Origin of the sequence: Bacteroides sp. 44_46 (assembly GCF_001915465.1) — a bacterium.
Taxonomy (GTDB): Bacteria; Bacteroidota; Bacteroidia; order Bacteroidales; family Bacteroidaceae; genus Bacteroides; species Bacteroides clarus.
Genome location: NZ_MNQO01000019.1, coordinates 225,292 through 246,665, shown reverse-complemented (window position 1 = coordinate 246,665; position 21,374 = coordinate 225,292). Strand labels below are relative to the sequence as shown.

Genomic DNA, 21,374 nt, shown 5'->3' with positions numbered 1-21,374 from the left:
AGTAGCGGATATGGGAAAACTTTATGTGGTGCCTACACCGGTAGGAAATTTGGAAGATATGACTTTCCGTGCGATTCGCATTCTGAAAGAAGCGGATTTGGTACTGGCCGAAGATACACGGACTTCCGGAATATTACTGAAGCATTTTGAGATAAAGAATGCGATGCAGTCTCACCATAAATTTAATGAACATAAAACGGTAGAAAGTGTTGTAAATAGAATAAAGGGCGGTGAAACCGTAGCGCTGATATCGGATGCGGGTACTCCGGGAATCTCCGATCCGGGTTTTCTGGTAGTTCGCGAATGTGTCCGCAACGGTATTGAAGTGCAATGCTTGCCGGGGGCTACAGCCTTCGTTCCGGCATTGGTGGCTTCAGGATTACCTAACGAGAAGTTCTGCTTTGAGGGCTTTCTCCCTCAGAAAAAAGGTAGGATGACACGGCTGAAAGGGCTGGCGGAAGAACGCCGGACAATGGTCTTTTATGAATCCCCCCACCGTTTGGTAAAAGCGCTGACGCAGTTTGCGGAATATTTTGGTGCGGAGCGGCAGGCATCCGTCTCTCGTGAAATATCTAAGATACACGAAGAAACGGTACGCGGTACTCTCACCGAATTGATAGAACATTTCACCGCCAACGAACCGCGTGGTGAGATAGTGATTGTAGTAGCAGGAATAGACGATTAAATAACTTCATTAACAAAACGTAAAACAAAAGCGTATGAAAAAGTTAGCTGTTTTAATTGTATGTGCGGCCGTTATGGCTTCATGTGATAGCTTCTCTGGCGGTAGCAAAGACCAGTTGAAAGCTGAAAACGATTCTCTTTTGATGGAATTGACTCAGCGTAATGCTGAATTGGATGAGATGATGGGTACTTTCAATGATATTTCGGAAGGATTTCGCCAAATCAATGCGGCAGAGAGCCGTGTGGACTTGCAGCGTGGTGCGGTTGCAGAGGGTTCTCTGAATGCAAAACAGCAGATAGCCTCTGATATTGAATTCATTCGCAAGCAGATGGAAGAAAACAAACAGCAGATTGCGAAATTGCAGTCTATGCTGAAAAGTAGCAAAACCAATTCTTCTCAATTGAAGAAGGCTGTTGAATCTTTGACGCAGGAGTTGAATGCGAAAACTCAGCGTATTGAGGAACTGCAGGCTGAATTGGCTTCCAAGAATATCCGTATTCAGGAACTGGATGCTGCCGTAACAGATTTGAATGCTGTTAAGAGTGAGCTGACTGCTGAAAATGAGGCAAAAGCTAAGACTGTGGCAGAACAGGATAAGGCGCTCAATACCGCTTGGTTTGTATTCGGAACGAAGAAAGAATTGAAAGATCAGAAGATTTTGAGCGGCTCCGGTCTGTTCAAGAAGGGTTCGGTTTTGAAAGACGGCGATGTCAATAAGGATTATTTTACTCAGGTTGATATTCGTACCACTAAAGAAATCAAATTGTATTCTAAGGATGCTGATATCCTGACTACTCATCCTACCGGTTCTTATGCCTTGGAGAAAGATGATAAGGGTCAGTTGACTTTGAAGATTACCAACCCGAAAGAGTTCTGGAGTGTTTCCAAGTATTTGGTAATTCAAGTGAAATAGTTACTTGATTGATAATTGATGGGGCTGTTTCAAAAGAGCGTTTGTCGGCTTGCTTTTGAAACAGCCTTTTTAGTATTCTCTTTATGCCTTATAAAAATCTTTTTTTCGATTTGGACGATACGCTTTGGGCGTTCTCTGCCAATGCTCGTGATACATACGAAGAAATGTACCGGAAGTATGATTACGACCGTTTCTTTGACTCTTTCGAGCATTATTATTCACTCTATCAGCGTCGTAATCTGGAGTTATGGGCAGAGTATGCCGATGGTAAAGTGACGAAAGAAGAGCTAAACCGCCAACGCTATCTCTATCCATTGGAGGCTGTGGGAGCAGGTGACTCCGCTTTGGCAGAAGCATACGAAAAAGATGCTCTCGCAACGATTCCTACCAAAAGCAAGTTGATGCCTCACGCGCGTGAAGTGTTGGAATATCTTTCGGCGAAATATAATTTGTATATTCTTTCAAACGGATTTAAAGAACTCCAGTTCCATAAAATGCGTTCGTCGGACATTGATAAATATTTCAGGAAGGTGGTTCTTTCCGATGATATCGGAATCCTGAAACCCTGGTCGGAGATTTTTCATTTTGCTCTTTCGGCAACCCAGTCCGAACTGAATGATTCGCTGATGATTGGAGATAGTTGGGAAAATGATATTGCAGGAGCTGCCGGCGTGGGAATGCATCAGGTGTTTTATAATCTGTCCGGGCGTACGGATTTGCCTTTTACTCCTACCTATCAGATTACGGATTTGAAAGAGTTGTTGGATTTATTGTGACATTGGGAGATTAGTTGTACTTTTGCTTTCAATGATAACCGTATAAAACTACCATTATGGAAACTCTCATTCCTTTTGCATTGTTGTGTTTCACTTCTTTCTTTACATTGACGAATCCTTTAGGTACGATGCCTGTCTTTTTGACGATGACACAGGGAATGACGGAGAAGGAACGCCGTTCTATCGTCAGCCGCGCCACATTGGTCTCGTTTATAACTTTAATGGTCTTTGTCTTCGCCGGACAATTCCTTTTCAAGTTTTTCGGTATCTCGACGAATGGTTTCCGAATAGCGGGTGGCGTTATCATTTTTAAGATTGGATTTGATATGTTGCAGGCACGCTATACGCCGATGAAGTTAAAAGACGAAGAAATTAAGACCTATGCGGATGATATTTCAATTACTCCCTTAGGTATCCCGATGTTGTGCGGTCCGGGTGCTATTGCCAATGCGATTGTACTGATGCAAGATGCGCATTCTTTTGAGATGAAAGGGGTGCTTATAGGTACTATTGCCCTTATTTATTTTCTTACATTCTTGATATTGAGAGCTTCCACCCGTTTGGTGAATTTATTGGGTGAGACCGGTAATAATGTGATGATGCGTCTGATGGGGCTGATTCTGATGGTGATTGCCGTGGAGTGTTTTGTTAGCGGAATGAAGCCGATATTGGTGGATATAATTAAGGAAGGGTATTTGGGGATAGTTAAATAAGTAGGTTTGGAAGTTGACGTTCTATTATAATGGAGGTGTGTCAAAACTCCCCTTGTATCGAAATCACCCCCGCTACGACTATCTGTGGCGAGGGTGATTTTCTATTTATGAGAGTTTCGATACACCCTCATCTATTTGGAGTTATTTACCTCCGTTTATCCATGTCTTTTCAGAATAGATATAAGAACCGTCGCCGTAAGCTTCTTTCACATCTGGATTGCCGATGACTGCACTGTTACCATAGGGTAAACGTTCCGGATAGCGATTGATACCGCTTTGGGTATTTCTCGGATTAGTCAGTATTACATATTCTTCACCCATTGCTTTCAAACGGCGTAAGTCGTTGTAAGTTTCCACTTGTTCATCCAGTGCTTGCGCCACATACTTCTGTTCGAAAAGTTTTTGAAGTGTCGGTGTACCCAAAGACATTGCATAGGCTTTTGCTGTTGTTGCGGCAGCAGGCACAGTGGCTTCATCTCCAAACCAAGTCAGAATTTCCGTAACAGAAGCCTCTACTGCTTTTTGATACGCTGAGGTGGCATCAATGTTTGAACGTAGTTGAACTTCCGCCTGAATGAAATAGAGTTCGGCCTTACTCATGATATGAACGGGTTGTGAACCAAATAAATACCATGTTGGCTGATATTGCATTACTCTGGCATCATCTACCGTCTTGGCAATAGTTTCATCTCCCGGAGTATAAGATTCTCCCAAAGCATTCAGGTAATAATCCAAACGAGGATCATTTGTAGCTTTCATCAGATCTGCTACAGTCTTTGAGGGTGCTGTGTACTGACGGCTGAAAACATAGGCACTCCATGGATTGTCGCATGTAGAACCATTAAATCCTGTAACCGTAAATCCTTCGAATCCATTGTCTATAGCTTGTTGTACCGCTGTCGCTACTTCAGAAAGCACGTTGGGTTCTACTGCCAGTTTATGCAACAGGTAGCGTGCTTTCAGCGCATGAGCAGCTGCGAGCCATTTAGATGCGACACCTTTGTAGGCAATGTCTTGGTTGCCGGCATTTGTCATACTTTTACCTTTTTCCAAGTTACTGATGGCTTTGTCGAGTGTAGCCAGAACGCCGGTATACACATCCTTCTGCGCATCTAATTTGGGTTGCAGATTACCTTGCCCTTGTACAGCTTCGCTGTAAGGGATATCACCGAACATATCGGTCAGAATACCGAAGTTTACAGCTTCCAATACTTGTGCCATTCCTAGTATATCAGACTGTCCTACATTACCCGGTACTTCATTCTCTATTTTACTCTGCATTTGGCGTATATTCTGTAAGTTGCCATAGATGGAGTTCCATACATTATTAAAGGTGGTAGAAGCTGCCCATTCGCTTGAGTTACGCATTTCGGCAAACATTAATTGATTGTTACCCATACCTATCTCTTGTTCGTTGAGTGAGGAAAGGTAAAAAGCAAAGTCACCCGATACGGTACTGAAACCTGTGGACATAATGGCATCTGTCAGCTGGAGTACTGCCGGGACCGCTTCCGGTGAAGGATGTTCATTGTCCTTGTTGATACGGTCAAATGCATCTTCCGTACATGCTGTCAGTCCGAGAAGAACCACCGTCAAAGTCATGAATATGTATTTTTTCATAATCAAAATCTTTATGTTGTATGTTTAAAAATTAATAGTAAGACCACCGCCGAAACTGGATGTATTGGGAACTGAGAACCGTTCGAAATATCCACTCATATTGTTATTACCTTGCGAAGACTCTGGGTCGAAGTTTGGCAGGTTGGCCCAAACAAGTACATTACGGGCAAAACCGTAAATTGAAATGTCGAAGATACCAAGCTTGGGCAATTGATAAGTCAAGGTTAAGTCGCGTAACTTGATAAAGCTCGTATCATAAACACCGGATTCGGTGATGTTGTAATAAGCCTGATAGTAATCGGCCTTATTTACTTCAACCGTGTTGGGTTGTCCCGTTGCTTCGTCTATACCTTCAGCAACCATACTCCCTTCGTGATAAGGAAGCGACTCTTTGGTAGCACCGAAATAATTCAGGGTCATGTTTGTTCCATGATACATCTTTCCACCTTGTTGCCAACTCCATGTAGTAGAGAGTGAAAGACGTTTATAACGGCCGCCCAGCGTAAAACCGGTAGTGAAGTCTGGAGAGCAGTTCCCCAAGTCTTGGCTATTGCCCGAGGATTGGGGCAGACCGTTCAGTAACAGCAAATTGCCTGCTTCATCGCGTTTGAATCCCAAACCATATATATTCGGATAGGTACATCCTGCCTGTGCACGAATTTGTGGCTCTACAAATCCGCCCAACATAATGGATTCTACCCCTGGAGCTAGTTCTATAACCTTGTTGTTTACTTTCGTAAAATTGATACCTAAATTTAAGTCGAAATCTTTGGCTTGCAGAATAGCAGCATTGATAGAAAGTTCGTGAGCATGTGTACGCATCTTTCCGGCGTTGGTTAACATTTCCTGATAACCTGTCGCTCCATCTACGGGCACATAAAAAATCTGATCTTCTACATTCTGTAAACTGTATGTGTATTCCACTTTCAGACGGCTGCCAAAGAAATGCAAGTCGGCACCCACTTCATAATTGGTTGTATTCTGCGGTTTCAATCCTTCATCATACACTCGGTAATAGGGTGTGAAAGTGGATACTCCACTAGGTAGAGGATAAGTAACCGGATAGTAAGAATACATGCCTCCGCCATAGGTTGGGGTATAATAATAATTGGCATAATAGTTACCGGCCTGGCCTACCTGTGCGAATGAAGCACGGAGTTTACCGTAGTTTAATATTTTATTGTTCTGCAAGAAAGGTAATTTGGTGAATTCCCAACCTAACGATACCGAAGGATAGAAGAAGCTGCGACTACCGCGTGGCATTGTTGACACATAGTCGTTACGTCCGGTTACGGTCAGGTACACCTGATCTTGCCATGACATTGAAAGGCTTCCGAAAAAGCCCACTGTACGTTCTTGTCGCTTATATTCACTGGATGTCAATGAAGTGGCATTTCCAATATTGGTAAAACCGGGAAAATTGAAGTTACTGCCGTAATAGTCCCAGTTACGAATGCTCTCATGATTGAACTCATTACCTAATATTACATTCAGCCTCCATTCATCACTTTTGCCGAATTTTCCGTCAAAGTTAACGGTAAATAAGTTATTGAATACATTGTGCTGCGAACCGTAATTCTCTATGTCTCCACCTTTCAGTGATGACGTGCTACCCATTTCTCGTACGGTGGCATAGTCTGAAGTCCAGATGTCAAGACCGGCTTGTTCTCTAATCTTGAGTGAGAAGTTCTCTCCCAAACCCAAATCTGGCTGATACTCCAAATAGGTATTACCAAAGGCACGGTTAGTATGCTGGAGGTATTCGTTATGTTCCGCCCACCAATAAGGGTTGGTAAATGAGGTAGAACGGAATAGTATTTGGTTCGTCGGATTGCCCGGTTCATGATTAGGGATTCCCTTCAAATCATATTCGGCGGGAGCCGAGTAAACCACATTCATGATACCATCATTGGCTCCAGGTGCGGATGTGATTTTGGTAGATGAATAGTTTATGGAGAATCCTGTATTCCACTGTGGATTGATTTTCCAGTCTACCAATCCGCGTGCTCCCCAACGGTCCATTCCTGTTGAAGGGATGATGCCATTTTGGTGCGAATTATTCACGCCGAACGAATAATTTATTCCGTTGATACTTTGTGACAGGTTCACATTGGTGTTTTCAGTAAATCCTGTACCTAAGAAGTCACCCACATTATCATAGATTTGCGGTGTAGTCCAACCGTCCAGACCGGCCTGCGCGCGTTTGGGATTGTAATATTGTCCTTTGTGCATACCATCTGCCGCAGTATATTGATTGCTCATGTTTCCACCATATTTAGGATCGTTAGCCAATTCGCTGATTTTCGGTCCCCAGGTCATAGAGGAAGTCGGATCATATCCTGCGGTAATGCTGTTACCCTGCGAATATATATCTTGGTGTTCGAATTTGCGTGAAACCCGTTGCGCACTCAGGTTCGTTGAAATCGTTACACTTGGCTTGTTCATATTGTTTTTGGCACCACGTTTGGTCGTAATGACAATTACACCGTTGGATGCACGGATACCATATAATGCGGATGCCGCTTGTCCTTTTAGTACATTTACAGATTCTATATCTTCAGGATTAATGTCTATGCTGCGATCGGCATAGTTGGCACCCGTTACAGAGTTGCCGGTATCAAAATCAGCAGTTGTATTTACTGGCATACCGTCGATTACATATAGTGGCTGGTTATTACCGTCAAACGAGCGGGCGCCACGAATTATAATTTGGGAAGAAGCACCCGGTGCACCTGATGATTGTCGGATATCTACCCCTGTCAGCTTACCTTGTATGGCGCTGGCAAGCGATGTTGTTCCCGCTTTATTCAGTTGTTCTGAATTCAAATCCTGTGCCGCATAGCCTAATGCTTTGCGATCGCGTTTGATACCCATGGCGGTTACTACCACTTCATCCAATTGTTCGGCATCGGATTTGAGTATTACTCTCACATTCGGCTTGATAGCCACTTCCTGCGTCTGCATGCCAACGAACGAAACCTGCAAAGTCTTCGCAGAACTATCAGATGCATAAATATCTCTAAATAAACAACTTATAAATAATAACATATTTATCCTACTTGACTAAAACGTCAACAGAACATATTCAAGAGGGAATTAACAAGATTATAAAGTTACTCGTGTGTTACCGTACTTCAAAACAAAATGCTGATTCTTAAAATATTACATGCTGTAATATAACTCATATGATAACTATTAAAATATACCTTGGTCTTTTATTGCACTATCTTTGTAAATAAAAAGTAATCTAAATATTGGTTGCTATCAAAGATGAGGCATGCTATAATAAAAGCAGTAGATTTAGATCTCATGTCAAAATAAAACACAGTATTGTAGATGAAAAAACTTTGCATAAGTAGGAAGATAAGAAAGAGAGATTCTTATTTTTTATCGTACTTTTGAATTGTTGCTTACAGAAAATCGTTATAAAATTACTATTATAATAAGATTATAATTATCTTTGTATAAAACATGTAATCTATGGCAAAAATCAATCCTTTTATAACCAGTGGCTATATTTCGGCAGAGTACTTTTGTGATCGTATCATTGAAACTGCCACATTAACACGCTATATAACCAACGGTAACAATGTAGCTTTGATATCTCCCCGCCGTTTAGGAAAAACGGGGCTGATAGAACATTGCTTTCATCAAAAACAAATAAAGGAAGCATATCATACATTCTTAATAGATATATATGCGACAAAGAATCTTCAAGAGTTTGTATTTGAACTTGGAAAAGGTATTTTGAACGGTTTAAAGCCACGTGGAAGAAAAGCGTGGGAAGTATTTCTCAAAAGTTTGTCTTCTCTTCGTACCAGTATTTCTTTTGACTTCAGCGGTAATCCAAGTTGGAATCTGGAGATGGGAGATATAAAGACTCCTACCATTACTCTTGATGAAATATTTCATTATTTGGAACAAGCAGATAAACCTTGCTTAATCTCCATTGATGAGTTTCAAGTTATTGCTAAATACCCGGAAAGTGATGTTGAGGCTACACTACGAACACATATCCAACACTGTTCTAATGCGAAATTTATTTATGCCGGTTCGCAACGACATATGATGGGAGAGATATTTACCAGCCCATCACGTCCGTTTTATCAGAGTACGGCTATCATGGAATTATCTCCTATTGATATAGATATTTATACGGAATTTATAAAAAAGCACTTTACGGAGAATAAGAAAATAATTACTGAGGAAACAGTTCAAGAAGTTTATCAGCGTTTTGAAGGAATAACTTGGTACATTCAATTTCTAGCAAACTCACTTTATGCAATAACTGCTGAAGGTGAAGAATGTACAGTTGATAAAGTGAATACTGCAGTTGATAATATTTTGGCACAATTGAATTTTACCTATTCTTCGCTTTTGTTTCAACTTCCACCTAAGCAAAAAGAAGTTCTTATTGCTATTTGCAAGGAAGGGAAGGCACGGGAGATTACTTCCTCCAAATTCTTGAAAACTTATAAACTCACTGCCAGTTCTGTACAAGGAGCTATTAAAGGACTTTTGGATAAAGATTTTGTAACTAATGAATTAGGTGTGTATAGCATATATGATAAGTTCTTTGATATTTGGTTGAAGAAACAGATAAGTTAAAAGGGAAGTAATGATTTGCTTATTAGTAAAAGTAAAAAATGGCACTGTCCATAATTTTGTGTAAATGTAAACGGGATTCAGTTATAAGTGGCACTATAAAATACTGCAAAGTATTTATAATTAAGATTGTTCTCTTCGGAGAATACAATAGGCCAACCAGTTTATAATAACTAGTTGGCCTATCCTTGTGAAAGAAGAAAATAATCTTCCCCTATGAATATCTTATTCTATTAATTATATTCAGGATTCTGTATCATATTAGTATTAGCATCTATTTCTGCTTGCGGAATCGGCATGATAGTACGGTAATCATTCCAATTAACCGTAATCAAGTCAGTCGCATTCAAAAAATGATAACCTCCTTGACGTGTCACTTCTCCTCCTTGGCGTAATATGTCATGCAGGCGGTGTCCTTCCATAACCAACTCTTTCCTACGTTCTTTGCTCACCAAATCTAAAGTAGCAGTAATTTTAACATTTGCTCGATTTGCACGATTCCTTATAGCAAACAAATAATTATCTGCAACCGTCTGGTCTACTGTGGCCTTTCTCAATGCAGCTTCTGCACCAATCAAGTAAATGTCAGACAAACGTAACACACGGATATTATTAATTGTTATGGCATCACGTCCAGGATATTTATTAACGGTTTGTTTACTTCCACTCTTATCAGGGATAAGCAAGCCTAACCGGACATCATTAGGATCCTCATTTAATAAATCCACAAATTCCTTGGTTGCTATAACCGAACCATATTCCGCAGGACTTACAACTGCTCCCCATAGTTCACGATCTCCAGAATAAGTTGTGGAAGACAGTGCTAAATCAAATATAGATTCTTTGGTTTCTTCCAGTTGCCATGAAGCTACATATTCTCCGGTTTCTATCAAACTATACGGGCTGTTTTCCACAACATCAGTGGCGTAAGTGTAAGCGGCGTCATAATCTCCTTTATAAAGATTAACCCGGGCAAGAAGCGCTTTCACCGCCCATATATTAAAGTGTCCATAGTTCTTGTCTTCACCAATAAAACCCAAAGCCTCAGTCAAATCATCTAGTACAGCTTGATAACCTTCGGCCACCGTTGAACGAGCAGGCAATTCTGTTGCGGACAACACTTTTTTCACAATAGGAACTCCTAATGATGCCCCATTATCTTTTAAGTAAGGAGCTCCATATGTAATTAGTAAGTCAAAATGTGCTAAGGCTCTGATAGCTAAAGCTTCTCCTTTAGAATTCTTGGTTACGTCCGTCATAGGGACCTTACCACTATCTATTGCTTCCAACAATACGTTAACTCGATTAATAACGGTATAGGGAGGATACCATAAATCCGCCGAGGCGTTTGTCTGGCGATAGGTAAAGCGATAATATTGTTCTGTACGGTCACCAGACTTTGAGGTTTGCATATCATCTCCCCCAACTTCTGCCCTTGCCAAGAAATCAGTTCCGTAATAATAATAGTTGTTACCAGCAGCATCCCGAGCACTGATTAATCCTGCATATGCACCATTCAGCGCAGTTTTGGTATCCTCAGGCGTAGTGATGGCGGTTTCACTTTCCAACGAATCGGAAGGGTATGTAACTAAATAGTCATTGCAAGAGGCTAAGCACACCAAGCCTGCTATTAGAGCTGTTTTAGATATTATATTTATTGTTTTCATCATATTCTTTTTTTGTTGATTAGAAGCCAATTTCAATACCGAATGTCACACTCTTCAGAGCCGGCAATGCAAACGTCGGGATACCGTTTATTGGTTGTTCCGGGTCTACATTATCATAAGAAGTCAACGTTAATAGATTACTTCCGGAAACAAAAACTCTGACATTTTCCATTTGCGCGCGACTTACCCATTGTTTAGGAAGCGTGTATGACAGGCTCAAACTCTTTAAACGCAGATAATTAAGGTCTTTCATAAAACGTGAGCTACCATAATTACCATAGATATAGTTATTGATGCGTCTGGGTACATCCGTAACATCACCCGGCTTTTGCCATCTATTCATTTGGTCTATGGACGTATTATAGTAAATATAGTAACCATCTGTATCTGTTATACTGGTTCGCATTGAATCAAAGAGTTTACCGCCTAAAGAGAAATTGAACAGCATATTAAGTTCCAAACCCTTCCATGACACACTATTTCTCCAACCACCGGTTAATTTAGGATCCGGTTTCCCGATAATTACTCTTTGTGCTTTTGAAGGGTCTTTCGTCAATTCACGATTCAGACTTCCATCCTCATTCTCTGTGTTCAGAACCCACTGTTCTTCACCTGTTGCAGGGTCTACTCCAGCCCATTCACGACTCCACCATGAATAATATGATTCGCCTTCACGTATGATACTTGTGCCGTCAATGATGTCTTTGCCACCATAAAGTTTAGATACCTTATTGCTGTTATGAGACAGAGCTAAACCTGTATTCCATTTAACAGGTCCATTCTTAAATACATCAACATTAATATCCAATTCAACCCCCTTATTTGTCATTTCTCCAACATTTTTCAGCATTGATGTAAAGCCAACAACCATTGAAGTTGGTACATCTTGCAACAAGTCTGTTGTTTTACGAGTGTAATAGTCAAAGGTAATGCCTAATCTATCAAACAATCTTGCATCGAAACCTATATTAAAGTTGTTATTGCGTTCCCACGACAAATCAGGATTAGGAACAGATGCTGGTGCCGAGCCTGCTATCGTTTGATAATTATAGCCGTATCCATAAAGACTTAAATGTCCGTAAAGGTCATTGGGTAATGTACCGTTAATACCATATGATGCTCTAATTTTCAAGTCATTGATAAATGAAACATTCTCCATAAACTTTTCTTGAGTCATTCTCCACGCAGCGGAAACAGACCAGAAATTAGCCCAGCGGTTGTTTGCTCCTAAACGTGAGCTGCCATCTCTACGATAGTTAGCCGAGAAATAATATTTATTGTCATAATCATAATTGACACGTGAAAGTAAAGACAATAAATGGTCTTCTGTATAATATGAAAAACCTTCCAAAGGAGTCGAGGCATTAATAGACTCCGGTAATTTATCATGAGGATATCCCGATGCAGTAGCAAGAACATATTCTTTACGTCTATCATCAATATCCCAACCAATCAAAGCGTCAACGTTATGTTTGTTATTGAAAGTTTTGGTATAATTTAAAGTTGTGGACGAATAAATATTATGTTGCTGTACAGGGTAAGTAGCTCCTAAACCATTGTTCATAACACCATTATTAGAGGAAAGCGGCCAATAAGTGACAGATGTGTTATTGATATAGTCATAGCTAATACTCTCTTTCAAAGTCAATCCTTCAATGATTTGGTAGGATGCCCATAGATTATTGAAGCTTCTGAAAACCTTTGATTCATTTTTATCCAGGTTAATATCTTCAACAGGATGAGTATGAGTGAAAACCTGTTGCAATACCGGATGCAAATAATAGTCACCATTTTCGTCATATATAGGCATGTTAGGTGAACAAACATAATTCACAAGGAAAAATGGGTTAGCATAAGCTGTTCCTTCACTAGTAACCGAAGAATTTTGTTTAGACAATGAAATGTTTGCACCCATTTGCCACTTATTATCAGCAGAACGATGCACAGCATTGATACGCCCCATAAATCCATCTAAAGAAGAAGTCTTGGCCTTTCCCTCTTCCTTTTTGTATGCAAGTGATGCGAAGAACGAATTACGCTCATCTCCTCCCTGAGCCGAGAATTCATAGTTTTGGCTTGAACCGTGCTTACGGAAGAAAGCATCTTCCCAATCTACGTTATAGTTTGCATCAGCGTAATAGTCTGCCATTTCTTGTGCATACGCCTTTGCATCAGCATCAGAAGCGGGTCCATTATAGTTTCCTTCACTATCGGGTATACCGTAAATGGTTGCTTCGTTATAACAGGCTTCATAGGTCAGTTCATGTCGCTGCTTTCCATTTACACTTTTGCGATTCTTCATAGCCCAATCCGAGAATCCCCAATTAGCTTTGAAGTTAATTCTAGTTTTGCCCGCCTTGCCATGTTTGGTGGTGATAAGAATGACACCATTAGCTGCTCTTGAACCATAAAGAGAGGCTGCAGCGGCATCTTTCAAAACCGTAATATTTTCTATATCACTCGGGTTAATAGATGCCATGACATTGAAAGCCTTAGAGTCATTATTTACGGCAGAGACTGCAATATCTCCCGAAACAACAGGTACACCGTCGATAACATAAAGAGGTTCGTTAGTCGCGTTCATAGAGCCTGTTCCACGTACGCGAATCTGCAAGCCGGCTCCCGGTTGCCCACTGGTTGAATTAATCGTAAGTCCCGGAGTAGAACCGGCAAGAGCTTCTTCAAAAGACGAAACGGGTATATCCTTTAAGGTTTTATCACCACTAACGGAAGATGCGGCACCTGTAAACGAAGATTTCTTCGCGGTACCATAAGCAACTACCATCACTTCATCAAGCATCTCGCTATCAGACTTCATTACAACCTTTACATTCGGCTTAATTGTTACTTCTTGCGTCTGCATACCTACGAACGAAATCTGCAGAGTTTTCGCAGAACTATCATATACATAAATATATATAAATGAGCAGTTTACAAATTGCATCTATTTTTTGCATTTGATTAAAACATCAATAGAACATGCTCCAACGGACATCAACAAGAGTTTTACGTTACCCTTATGTACCCATATTCTATGATAAATTATTGATTTTTAGAGTACTAATAGCAATATGCAGTTTTTATTATGACTATTAAAATATACTTTCAATTTTTACTAAGATACATTTGTAAATAAAAAAAACGATATAAATAGTGGCAGTGAATGAAAATAAAAAACATATTATTTAGGAAACGGTAAACTAAGATTTCATGTAAAAATAAATACAGTAATTCAGAGATATAAAAGAATATTATAATAAGATTATGATATTTCTTCCCAAAAACATATAACGTATGACAACAAACAAATAAAGGATGCAAATCCGTAGTAAAACATAATAATTCTATCGTGCTTAACTATCAAGCCACTTAGCAAGTTTTAATTCGTTAGACAGCTGTTTCCCTTTCGTTAGACATCCGTTATCCTTTCGTTAAACAACTGTCTAACGAAAGGGAAACAGTTGTCTAACGAATCAGAGCCAGCAGCTTGGCTGCTTGTTTTTGGGGTACTTCTTGACTAAAAAAGCCTTATTCCCCACTTATTTTCCAGCAAACGGTGTTGCTTGTTTCATTTTCTCTAAATCATGAATGATGGTCATATCCATAATATTGGTATAAACTTGAGTGGTTTTTACGCTCTTATGCCCGAGTAGCTTTTGCACGGTAGTGATATTTACCCCGTTGTATATCAGCAACGTTGCATTGGTATGACGTGCCGTATGGAAAGATATATTCTTTGATAATCCGGCCAACTTTGCGAGGGTCAGCAAGTCTTTGTTGACATTTGAGTTATCTCTCAAACGAAAGAAGCCTTCAAGATTATCTCGATATTTATTAAGAATTATAATCCCTTTGCCTGCGAAAAGCAAATAAAGGGGTAAACGTACTTCTGTTCCTGTCTTTACCGATTTATATATAAGCCATGTTTCCTGATTAATATCCACAATATTCTCGGAAGATAAATTTGTAAAATCAGAGTATCGCATTCCTGCATAGCAACAGAACAGAAAAGCATCCAAAGATTTTTGTAACTTCATATATCTACCCGACAAATTCAATTTCTCCAACTTTTCCAGTTCTTCCGGCACTAAATGGGTATGTTTATTCTCCACTGTTTTTATTTTATATTTTCTGAAAGCATATTTCTGTATTTCAATATATTCCTTATTAATAGCTATATTTACGTGGCGTTTCAAATGTTTCATATGTTTTGCAATAGTATTTGTATGATACCCTTTTAACTGTAGAAAATACTCAAAAGAGGACACAAACTCAAATGTCAGATCAGAAAACGTTATATCCTTTTTGAACTCTTGCAATAACATAAGGGTGGAAAGATGATTGCGCTTAGTGCTATTCTTTAAAGATGAGTTTGTGACTTCTTGCTTGAAAAAGGATATAAACGAAGAATTATTCTCCTGAGTGGTCAACATATTCTTTAGTAGCTCTAAAGATATACGTTTGCCTTGTTGCCATAATTCCAGCTCTTTTTTCTCTATCGCTGCTACAAATTCATAAATCAACCGGTTTAGAGCATCTGCATTAGGGTGGTTCTTAACAACCAGCTTTTTGGTATCCCACTGTTCCGGCTTCAAATAGACTCTGGTGGAAAAGTACTTTTTTTTTCTGTCTAAATAGGCTTCTACCTGTACTAATGCCATACCTTTTTGTTCAGACACTTCTTCCTGTTATACACAAGACTGTAAATAATTTTATTCATCTCAAGTTGTTTTGATTAATACTATAAACAAATAAGACGATATTCTGTGCAAAACAGGGTTTGAATAAGGATTAATATCTGCAAAAAATGGCTTCTGTTTTTTTATAGTTCATTCTTTAAAGCCATAAAAAAGACGCAAAATGTCTCTCATAATCCAATCAAATAGCACAAATATGGGAGTTTTTTTAACCATTTTGTTTTAAAATACGTGTATCCGGATTAATAATTGGGTAAAATGGTTGAAACATAGTGATAGCTAATGATAGTGTTTTGAGGTTCTTTAATTGTATAAAATCTGCTATTCAGCATAAAATGGCATATTTTGTTAACAGTTTGATAGATTTACAAGGTTTTTTCAATAAAATAGTTGCCCGTTTCATATTTATAATATATTTGCATTTTGTTAGAGTAAAGAAACAATTAATGTAAAGTTAAACTTTAAGAGAGAATTTATGAAAAGAAAATTAATGCTGTTATTGGCCTGCCTTTTTGTAGGAATAGGCTTAGTAACTGCCCAAACACAGAAGGTTACAGGTGTTGTGATTTCTGAAGAAGATGGGCAGCCAGTTATTGGAGCCTCTGTATTGGTAAAAGGTACACAAATTGGTGCTATTACCAATGTAGATGGTGATTTTACATTACTGAACGTACCAAGTTCTGCGAAAACTCTGTTGGTTTCATTCGTGGGTATGCAGACACAAGAAGTGGAAATTAAACCACATGTAAAAGTTACGTTAAAATCTGATAGTGAGATGCTTGATGAAGTAGTGGTAGTTGCCTATGGTACAGCCAGCCGTCAATCTATCACAGGTGCTGTAGCTTCTATCGACTCAAAAAAATTAGAGATGCGTCCTGTTACAGAAGTGACGGGAACTTTGGAAGGTGCTGCTCCTGGTATTCAGGTGAATAACTCTTACGGTGAACCGGGTAGCGATAAATCTGAAATTCGTATTCGTGGATTTGGCTCTGTAAATGGAACTAATGCCCCATTGATAGTTGTAGATGGTTCCCCTTATGGTGGAAGCCTAAATGATATTAATCCTCAAGATATAGAATCTATTTCTGTGTTGAAAGATGCATCTTCTGCCGCTCTTTATGGAAATAAAGCTGCTAACGGTGTTATTATGATTACTACCAAGAAAGGAAAAAGCCACAAGTTGAACTTTAGAATAGGTGTAAAACAAGGTATGTACACCCGTGGTATTCCTGAATATGAGAAACTGGGAGTGAATCAATGGATGGAGGCTATGCGTTCCGGTATGCAAAGTTATTATCAGAAAAACGGCGGAATGCCTGTAGAACAAGCGTTCGAGGCTTCTAAAAATGTAAATACCATCGTTAAATCTCCTATTTTCGATAAGAGTGGTGCTGAGATGTTCGATGAAAATGGAAAATTCATTGCAAATGTAAAACCTGGGTATAACGACTTGGATTGGTTGGACGCTCTGGAACGTACAGGATATCGCCAAGAATATACTGCCAGTGCAGATGCTATGGGTGACAAATATGATATTTTCTCTTCTTTTGGCTACTTAAACGAAAGAGGCTATATTATAGGTTCTGACTATGATCGTTTTACAGCTCGCTTAAAAGCAAACTATCAGCCAACTAAGTGGTTTAAAACAGGGGTTAGCTTAAGTGGAACTATGTCTGGTTCTAATTATCAAGCTAATGCCTACGACCAATACTATGCAAACCCTTTCTATACAGCAGGGCAAATGGCTCCTGTATATCCTTATATGCTCCATAATGAAGATGGAAGCATTGCTACTGACGAGAATGGAAATTCTTACGATATAAACAATTATAAATACTTAAGTGGACGCAATATCATTTATGAAATAAAAAATGATATTAATCGTAAAGAACGTAATGCTGTATCAGGTCAGGTGTATGGTACGGTTTCTTTCTTGAAAGATTTTACGGCAACAGTAAGAGGAGACCTCTATAATGTAAATAACACAGAGAAAGCTTTCAATAATCCTTATTGCGGTGATGGAGCTGCCAATAATGGACGTCTTTCTAAAATGCATGCCCGTACTCGCGAATATCGCTTTACACAGGAATTAACTTGGGGACATGATTTCAAACAACATCACATAGATGTATTATTGGCACATGAGTCTTTCAAGCATTCCTACAACTATGACTTTATGATGAAAGAACAAATGAAAGTCAGCGGTAACACAGAAATGAGTAATTTTGCCAAGATGACAAGCATTGATGGTTATACACAGGAATATACAACAGAAAGCTACCTTTCTCGTGCACGCTATAATTTTGCTGAGAGATATTTTGTAGATGCTTCATTCCGTCGTGATGGTTCTTCACGTTTCTATGAACCATGGGGTAATTTCTGGTCTTTAGGTGCAAGCTGGATCATTTCTCAAGAGAAATTTATGAAAAATCTTACGTGGATAGACAACTTGAAGTTCCGTGTATCTTATGGCGAGGTAGGTAATGATGCTGGTGCTGACTATTATGCTTATAAAGAGCTTTTCTATTCGGATGTAAATGCAGGTATCGGTGCTTTCTATAAAATCCAGATTCCTAATAAGAATTTGAAATGGGAAACTTCCGGTTCATTGGATATTGCATTGGAAGGTCGTCTATTTAACCGCTTCAACTTTTCTTTAGACTTCTTCAACAAAACATCTAAAGATTTGCTTTTCACAGTATATAATCCACTTTCTGCTGGTGCGACAGATTGGTATGCCACTTCTGACGAAACGCCAAGCGGTATGTCACAATATTTTGCTAATATAGGTAGTGTGCGTAATACAGGTCTTGAAGTTGCTATGGATGTAGATGCTATCCGAACTAAAGATTGGAAGTGGAATATTGGTTTGAATTTGACCACTATTCATAATGAAATCACCAAACTACCTGGCGGCAAAGATATTTTGCATGGAACACAGAATTACAGTGAAGGACATAGTATTTATGAATTCTACACTTATACTTATGCTGGAGTAGACCAAATGAATGGACGTGCGCTTTATACCGCGAATTCAAATCTGAGTGAAAATACTATAAGTGCTCTAAAAGCTAGTGGCAATTATGTTACTATTAATGATAAGAACTATGTGTATAATACCTCATATGCGGAAAAAGCTTGGCAAGGAAGTGCATTACCTGATGTATATGGAAGTATCAATACTTCTTTAAGTTGGAAAGACCTTACACTTTCTGTACTTTGTACGTATTCCTTAGGCGGAAAAGTGTACGATTATAACTATCAAGGGTTGATGTATACGACAACTAACGGGCCAAGTGCTTTGCATAAGGATGTATTGAATGGTTGGCAAGCTGTTCCGGAAGGTATGACGGCTGATGCTCCTAATCGTTTGGATCCAAACGGTACACCTCAATTCGACCTTTCAGGTTTGGCATCTACTTCTTATGGTGCAAGTTCACGCTGGTTGACGGATGCTTCTTATTTTGTCATCAAAAATATCAACTTGAATTACGCATTTCCTAAAAGAGTAGTTACCAAATGGGGATTAAGTGGTTTGAACGTTTATGGCTCAATAGAGAATGCCGCTACTTTTACAGCACGTAAAGGTATGAATCCTCAATATAGCTTTAGCGGTTCTCAAGACAACACGTTCGTTGCAGCACGTGTATTTACGCTTGGTCTTAATTTAAACTTCTAAAATGAAACTAATTATGAAATATACATTCAAAAAAGTTATGATATTCGGCCTTGGTTGTCTTATGGGGCTTACCTCTTGTTCGGACAGCTGGCTTCAAACAGATTCTACGCAAACAGCAGAAGGAGATGCCATCTTCTCTACAACGGATAATGCCAAACTTGTTATTAACGGTATTTGCCGGACAATGGTACAGCAACATGCTTATTACGGACAGATGTTTAACGGTGAAGGAACAATGAAAGTTCTTTATGGAGAATATGCAGGACAGGATCTTAACTTTCCTTATATGTCTCCGGGATGGTCACCGATCATGAATAATGAATCAAGCCAGACTCAAAATAGTAGTTCCATATATGACTCTTATCCTTGGTATTATTATTATTTGATTATTGGCAATGCTAATGCGGTGATCGATAGAATTGATAAAGCGGAAGGTACACAGGAAATGAAAGATTTTTTAAAGGCAGAAGCACTAACATTCCGTGCTTATTCATTTTTCCGTTTATCGGAGTTTTATTGTCTTCCTTGGGCACGTAGCAATAATGGTGCGGCAGATGGTATAGTATTGCGTACAAAGGAAGTTGCAAATGCTGGTGGAGAAACTGATATGGCTTTGGCTACATTGGCAAAAACTTATGAGCAAATTTATGCTGACCTTGATGAAGCACTCAGACTATATGACGCTTCTGGACTGACTCGCGATGATGTGTATTCCGAAGCTGCTTCCACAGTCAGTTTCCCGGACGCACCAGTAGCTCATGCCATTTATGCACGTGCAGCTTTGACACGTGAGGATTATGCTACGGCAAAATCACATGCCTCTTTAGCACGTGACGGCTTTGCCTTGATGGATGTAAATTCTTACCGTACAGGTTTTTGTGAGCCTAATAACGAATGGATTTGGGGCGTGTACAATGATGCGTCTGAAACAATTTGGTACTTTGGCTGGCAGCTTTTCATGACCTGTAATGGTTATTATGCACAACAAGGAATTGATGTGTGTATCAATCGCGAATTAGCAGAGTCATTTCCAGATACGGATATTCGTAAAGGCTTGTTTCTTACAGAATCTACATTCTTACCAGCAGGTAAAGCTTTTACAGATGTTATCTATACAGATGATGACGATATAAATGCTTTTACAGATGAAACGGCCTATGTAAAAGCTAATCAATATGCTAAAGGAGTCGTTGCATCAGCTGCAACTCAATCTTATGCTTATGCAAGTTTGAAGTTCCAAGCTACGGCTCAACCCGCTGTTGGTTGCCAACCTATTTTTAGAGCTTCAGAAATGTTATTAATCGAAGCAGAAGCTAATTATCATCTGAGTACAGATCCGACTGCTGCGCAAAATAGTCTGGAAGAATTGAATCTTGCCAGTGGTCGTGACCCACAATATACTTGTACGGCTACGGGCGAAGATTTGTTGAAAGAAATCAAAATGTATCGCCGTTTAGAATTATGGGGTGAAGGTTTCAGCTGGTATGACTGTAAGCGTTGGGGAGATCCCGTAGTCCGCCCTTCTATAGCTGAGGGTGGTAATTACAGTCAGTTCGTTAGTGGAACTTTCGGTTTTGACAAAAGTGGTAATTATGATGAAACATTCTGGAAATGGATTATTCCAAATCGTGAAAGTGATTACAATACAGCTATTGAAATAAAGTAAATACACCAGTTTGAAGCAGGGCGATATACGAAATAAATTGTATATTTAACTACAAATAGTAGAGTAATAATATGGGAATATAATTATATTCCTGCTAAACCCAAGAGAGATGTTTCCAAGACAATTGGTGCATCTCTCTTTTTTTGTGATATCTTCTATTGACTAGAATACTTTTTTAGTTATATATATGACTTTATTTTAACATAAAAACTTCTTTCCCCTTAAAAAAATCTTTTAAGCTTCTTTCCTCTCAATATTAATTATTGATATACTTTTATTGACAAAGATTGGTTCTCAAAAACAATTAGTATATGCTAATAGCTACAAAACGAACCATATTATCATACATAATA

The 21,374-nt window shown here is 39.2% G+C and carries 11 protein-coding genes and 1 pseudogene; 7 read left to right on the top strand and 5 right to left on the bottom strand.

Annotation, left to right across the window (positions count from 1 at the left end):
- Window positions 1-10: 10 nt before the first annotated feature.
- The 4 genes from rsmI to BHV73_RS12100 all read left to right on the top strand — a co-directional run bounded on the left by rsmI (window position 11) and on the right by BHV73_RS12100 (window position 3,087).
- Window positions 11-685, top strand: coding sequence for a 16S rRNA (cytidine(1402)-2'-O)-methyltransferase (gene rsmI / locus BHV73_RS12115; protein WP_009122895.1), 675 nt, complete (start codon window positions 11-13; stop codon window positions 683-685).
- Between the two features lie 34 nt (window positions 686-719).
- Window positions 720-1,598, top strand: coding sequence for a Cbp1 family collagen-binding glycoprotein adhesin (locus tag BHV73_RS12110; RefSeq protein WP_009122896.1), 879 nt, complete (start codon window positions 720-722; stop codon window positions 1,596-1,598).
- Between the two features lie 83 nt (window positions 1,599-1,681).
- Entirely contained in the window at window positions 1,682-2,374 is a 693-nt protein-coding gene (locus BHV73_RS12105; RefSeq protein WP_255379972.1) for a YjjG family noncanonical pyrimidine nucleotidase, read from the top strand.
- Between the two features lie 56 nt (window positions 2,375-2,430).
- Window positions 2,431-3,087 carry a MarC family protein gene (locus tag BHV73_RS12100; RefSeq protein WP_009122898.1) on the top strand — a complete coding sequence of 219 codons (657 nt, stop codon included), beginning with the start codon at window positions 2,431-2,433 and terminating at the stop codon, window positions 3,085-3,087.
- 141 nt (window positions 3,088-3,228) lie between these two features.
- Here BHV73_RS12100 and BHV73_RS12095 read toward each other — a convergent pair whose 3' ends face one another.
- Window positions 3,229-4,707 carry a SusD/RagB family nutrient-binding outer membrane lipoprotein gene (locus tag BHV73_RS12095; RefSeq protein WP_009122899.1) on the bottom strand — a complete coding sequence of 493 codons (1,479 nt, stop codon included), beginning with the start codon at window positions 4,705-4,707 and terminating at the stop codon, window positions 3,229-3,231.
- A gap of 24 nt (window positions 4,708-4,731) precedes the next feature.
- Window positions 4,732-7,755, bottom strand: a complete 3,024-nt coding sequence (locus tag BHV73_RS12090) for a SusC/RagA family TonB-linked outer membrane protein (protein ID WP_009122900.1) — start codon at window positions 7,753-7,755, stop codon at window positions 4,732-4,734.
- Window positions 7,756-8,187: 432 nt separating this feature from the next.
- On the opposite strand from BHV73_RS12090, the gene BHV73_RS12085 reads away from it, so the two are divergent.
- A complete protein-coding gene (locus BHV73_RS12085; RefSeq protein WP_009122901.1) occupies window positions 8,188-9,315 on the top strand; it encodes an AAA family ATPase in 1,128 nt (375 codons plus the stop codon).
- 230 nt (window positions 9,316-9,545) lie between these two features.
- Here BHV73_RS12085 and BHV73_RS12080 read toward each other — a convergent pair whose 3' ends face one another.
- From BHV73_RS12080 to BHV73_RS12070, 3 genes and pseudogenes are all read right to left on the bottom strand, one after another.
- A complete protein-coding gene (locus BHV73_RS12080; RefSeq protein WP_022219496.1) occupies window positions 9,546-10,982 on the bottom strand; it encodes a RagB/SusD family nutrient uptake outer membrane protein in 1,437 nt (478 codons plus the stop codon).
- Between the two features lie 16 nt (window positions 10,983-10,998).
- Window positions 10,999-13,923 carry a SusC/RagA family TonB-linked outer membrane protein gene (locus BHV73_RS12075; protein WP_009122903.1) on the bottom strand — a complete coding sequence of 975 codons (2,925 nt, stop codon included), beginning with the start codon at window positions 13,921-13,923 and terminating at the stop codon, window positions 10,999-11,001.
- A gap of 595 nt (window positions 13,924-14,518) precedes the next feature.
- A pseudogene (locus BHV73_RS12070) lies at window positions 14,519-15,699 on the bottom strand (site-specific integrase).
- 452 nt (window positions 15,700-16,151) lie between these two features.
- Here BHV73_RS12070 and BHV73_RS12065 point away from each other — a divergent pair.
- A complete protein-coding gene (locus BHV73_RS12065) occupies window positions 16,152-19,355 on the top strand; it encodes a SusC/RagA family TonB-linked outer membrane protein (RefSeq protein WP_118481683.1) in 3,204 nt (1,067 codons plus the stop codon).
- Between the two features lie 13 nt (window positions 19,356-19,368).
- The gene (locus BHV73_RS12060; protein ID WP_022219500.1) at window positions 19,369-21,021 is read left to right on the top strand and encodes a RagB/SusD family nutrient uptake outer membrane protein; all 1,653 of its coding nucleotides are present in this window, start codon (window positions 19,369-19,371) and stop codon (window positions 21,019-21,021) included.
- The last annotated feature ends 353 nt before the right edge of the window (window positions 21,022-21,374 follow it).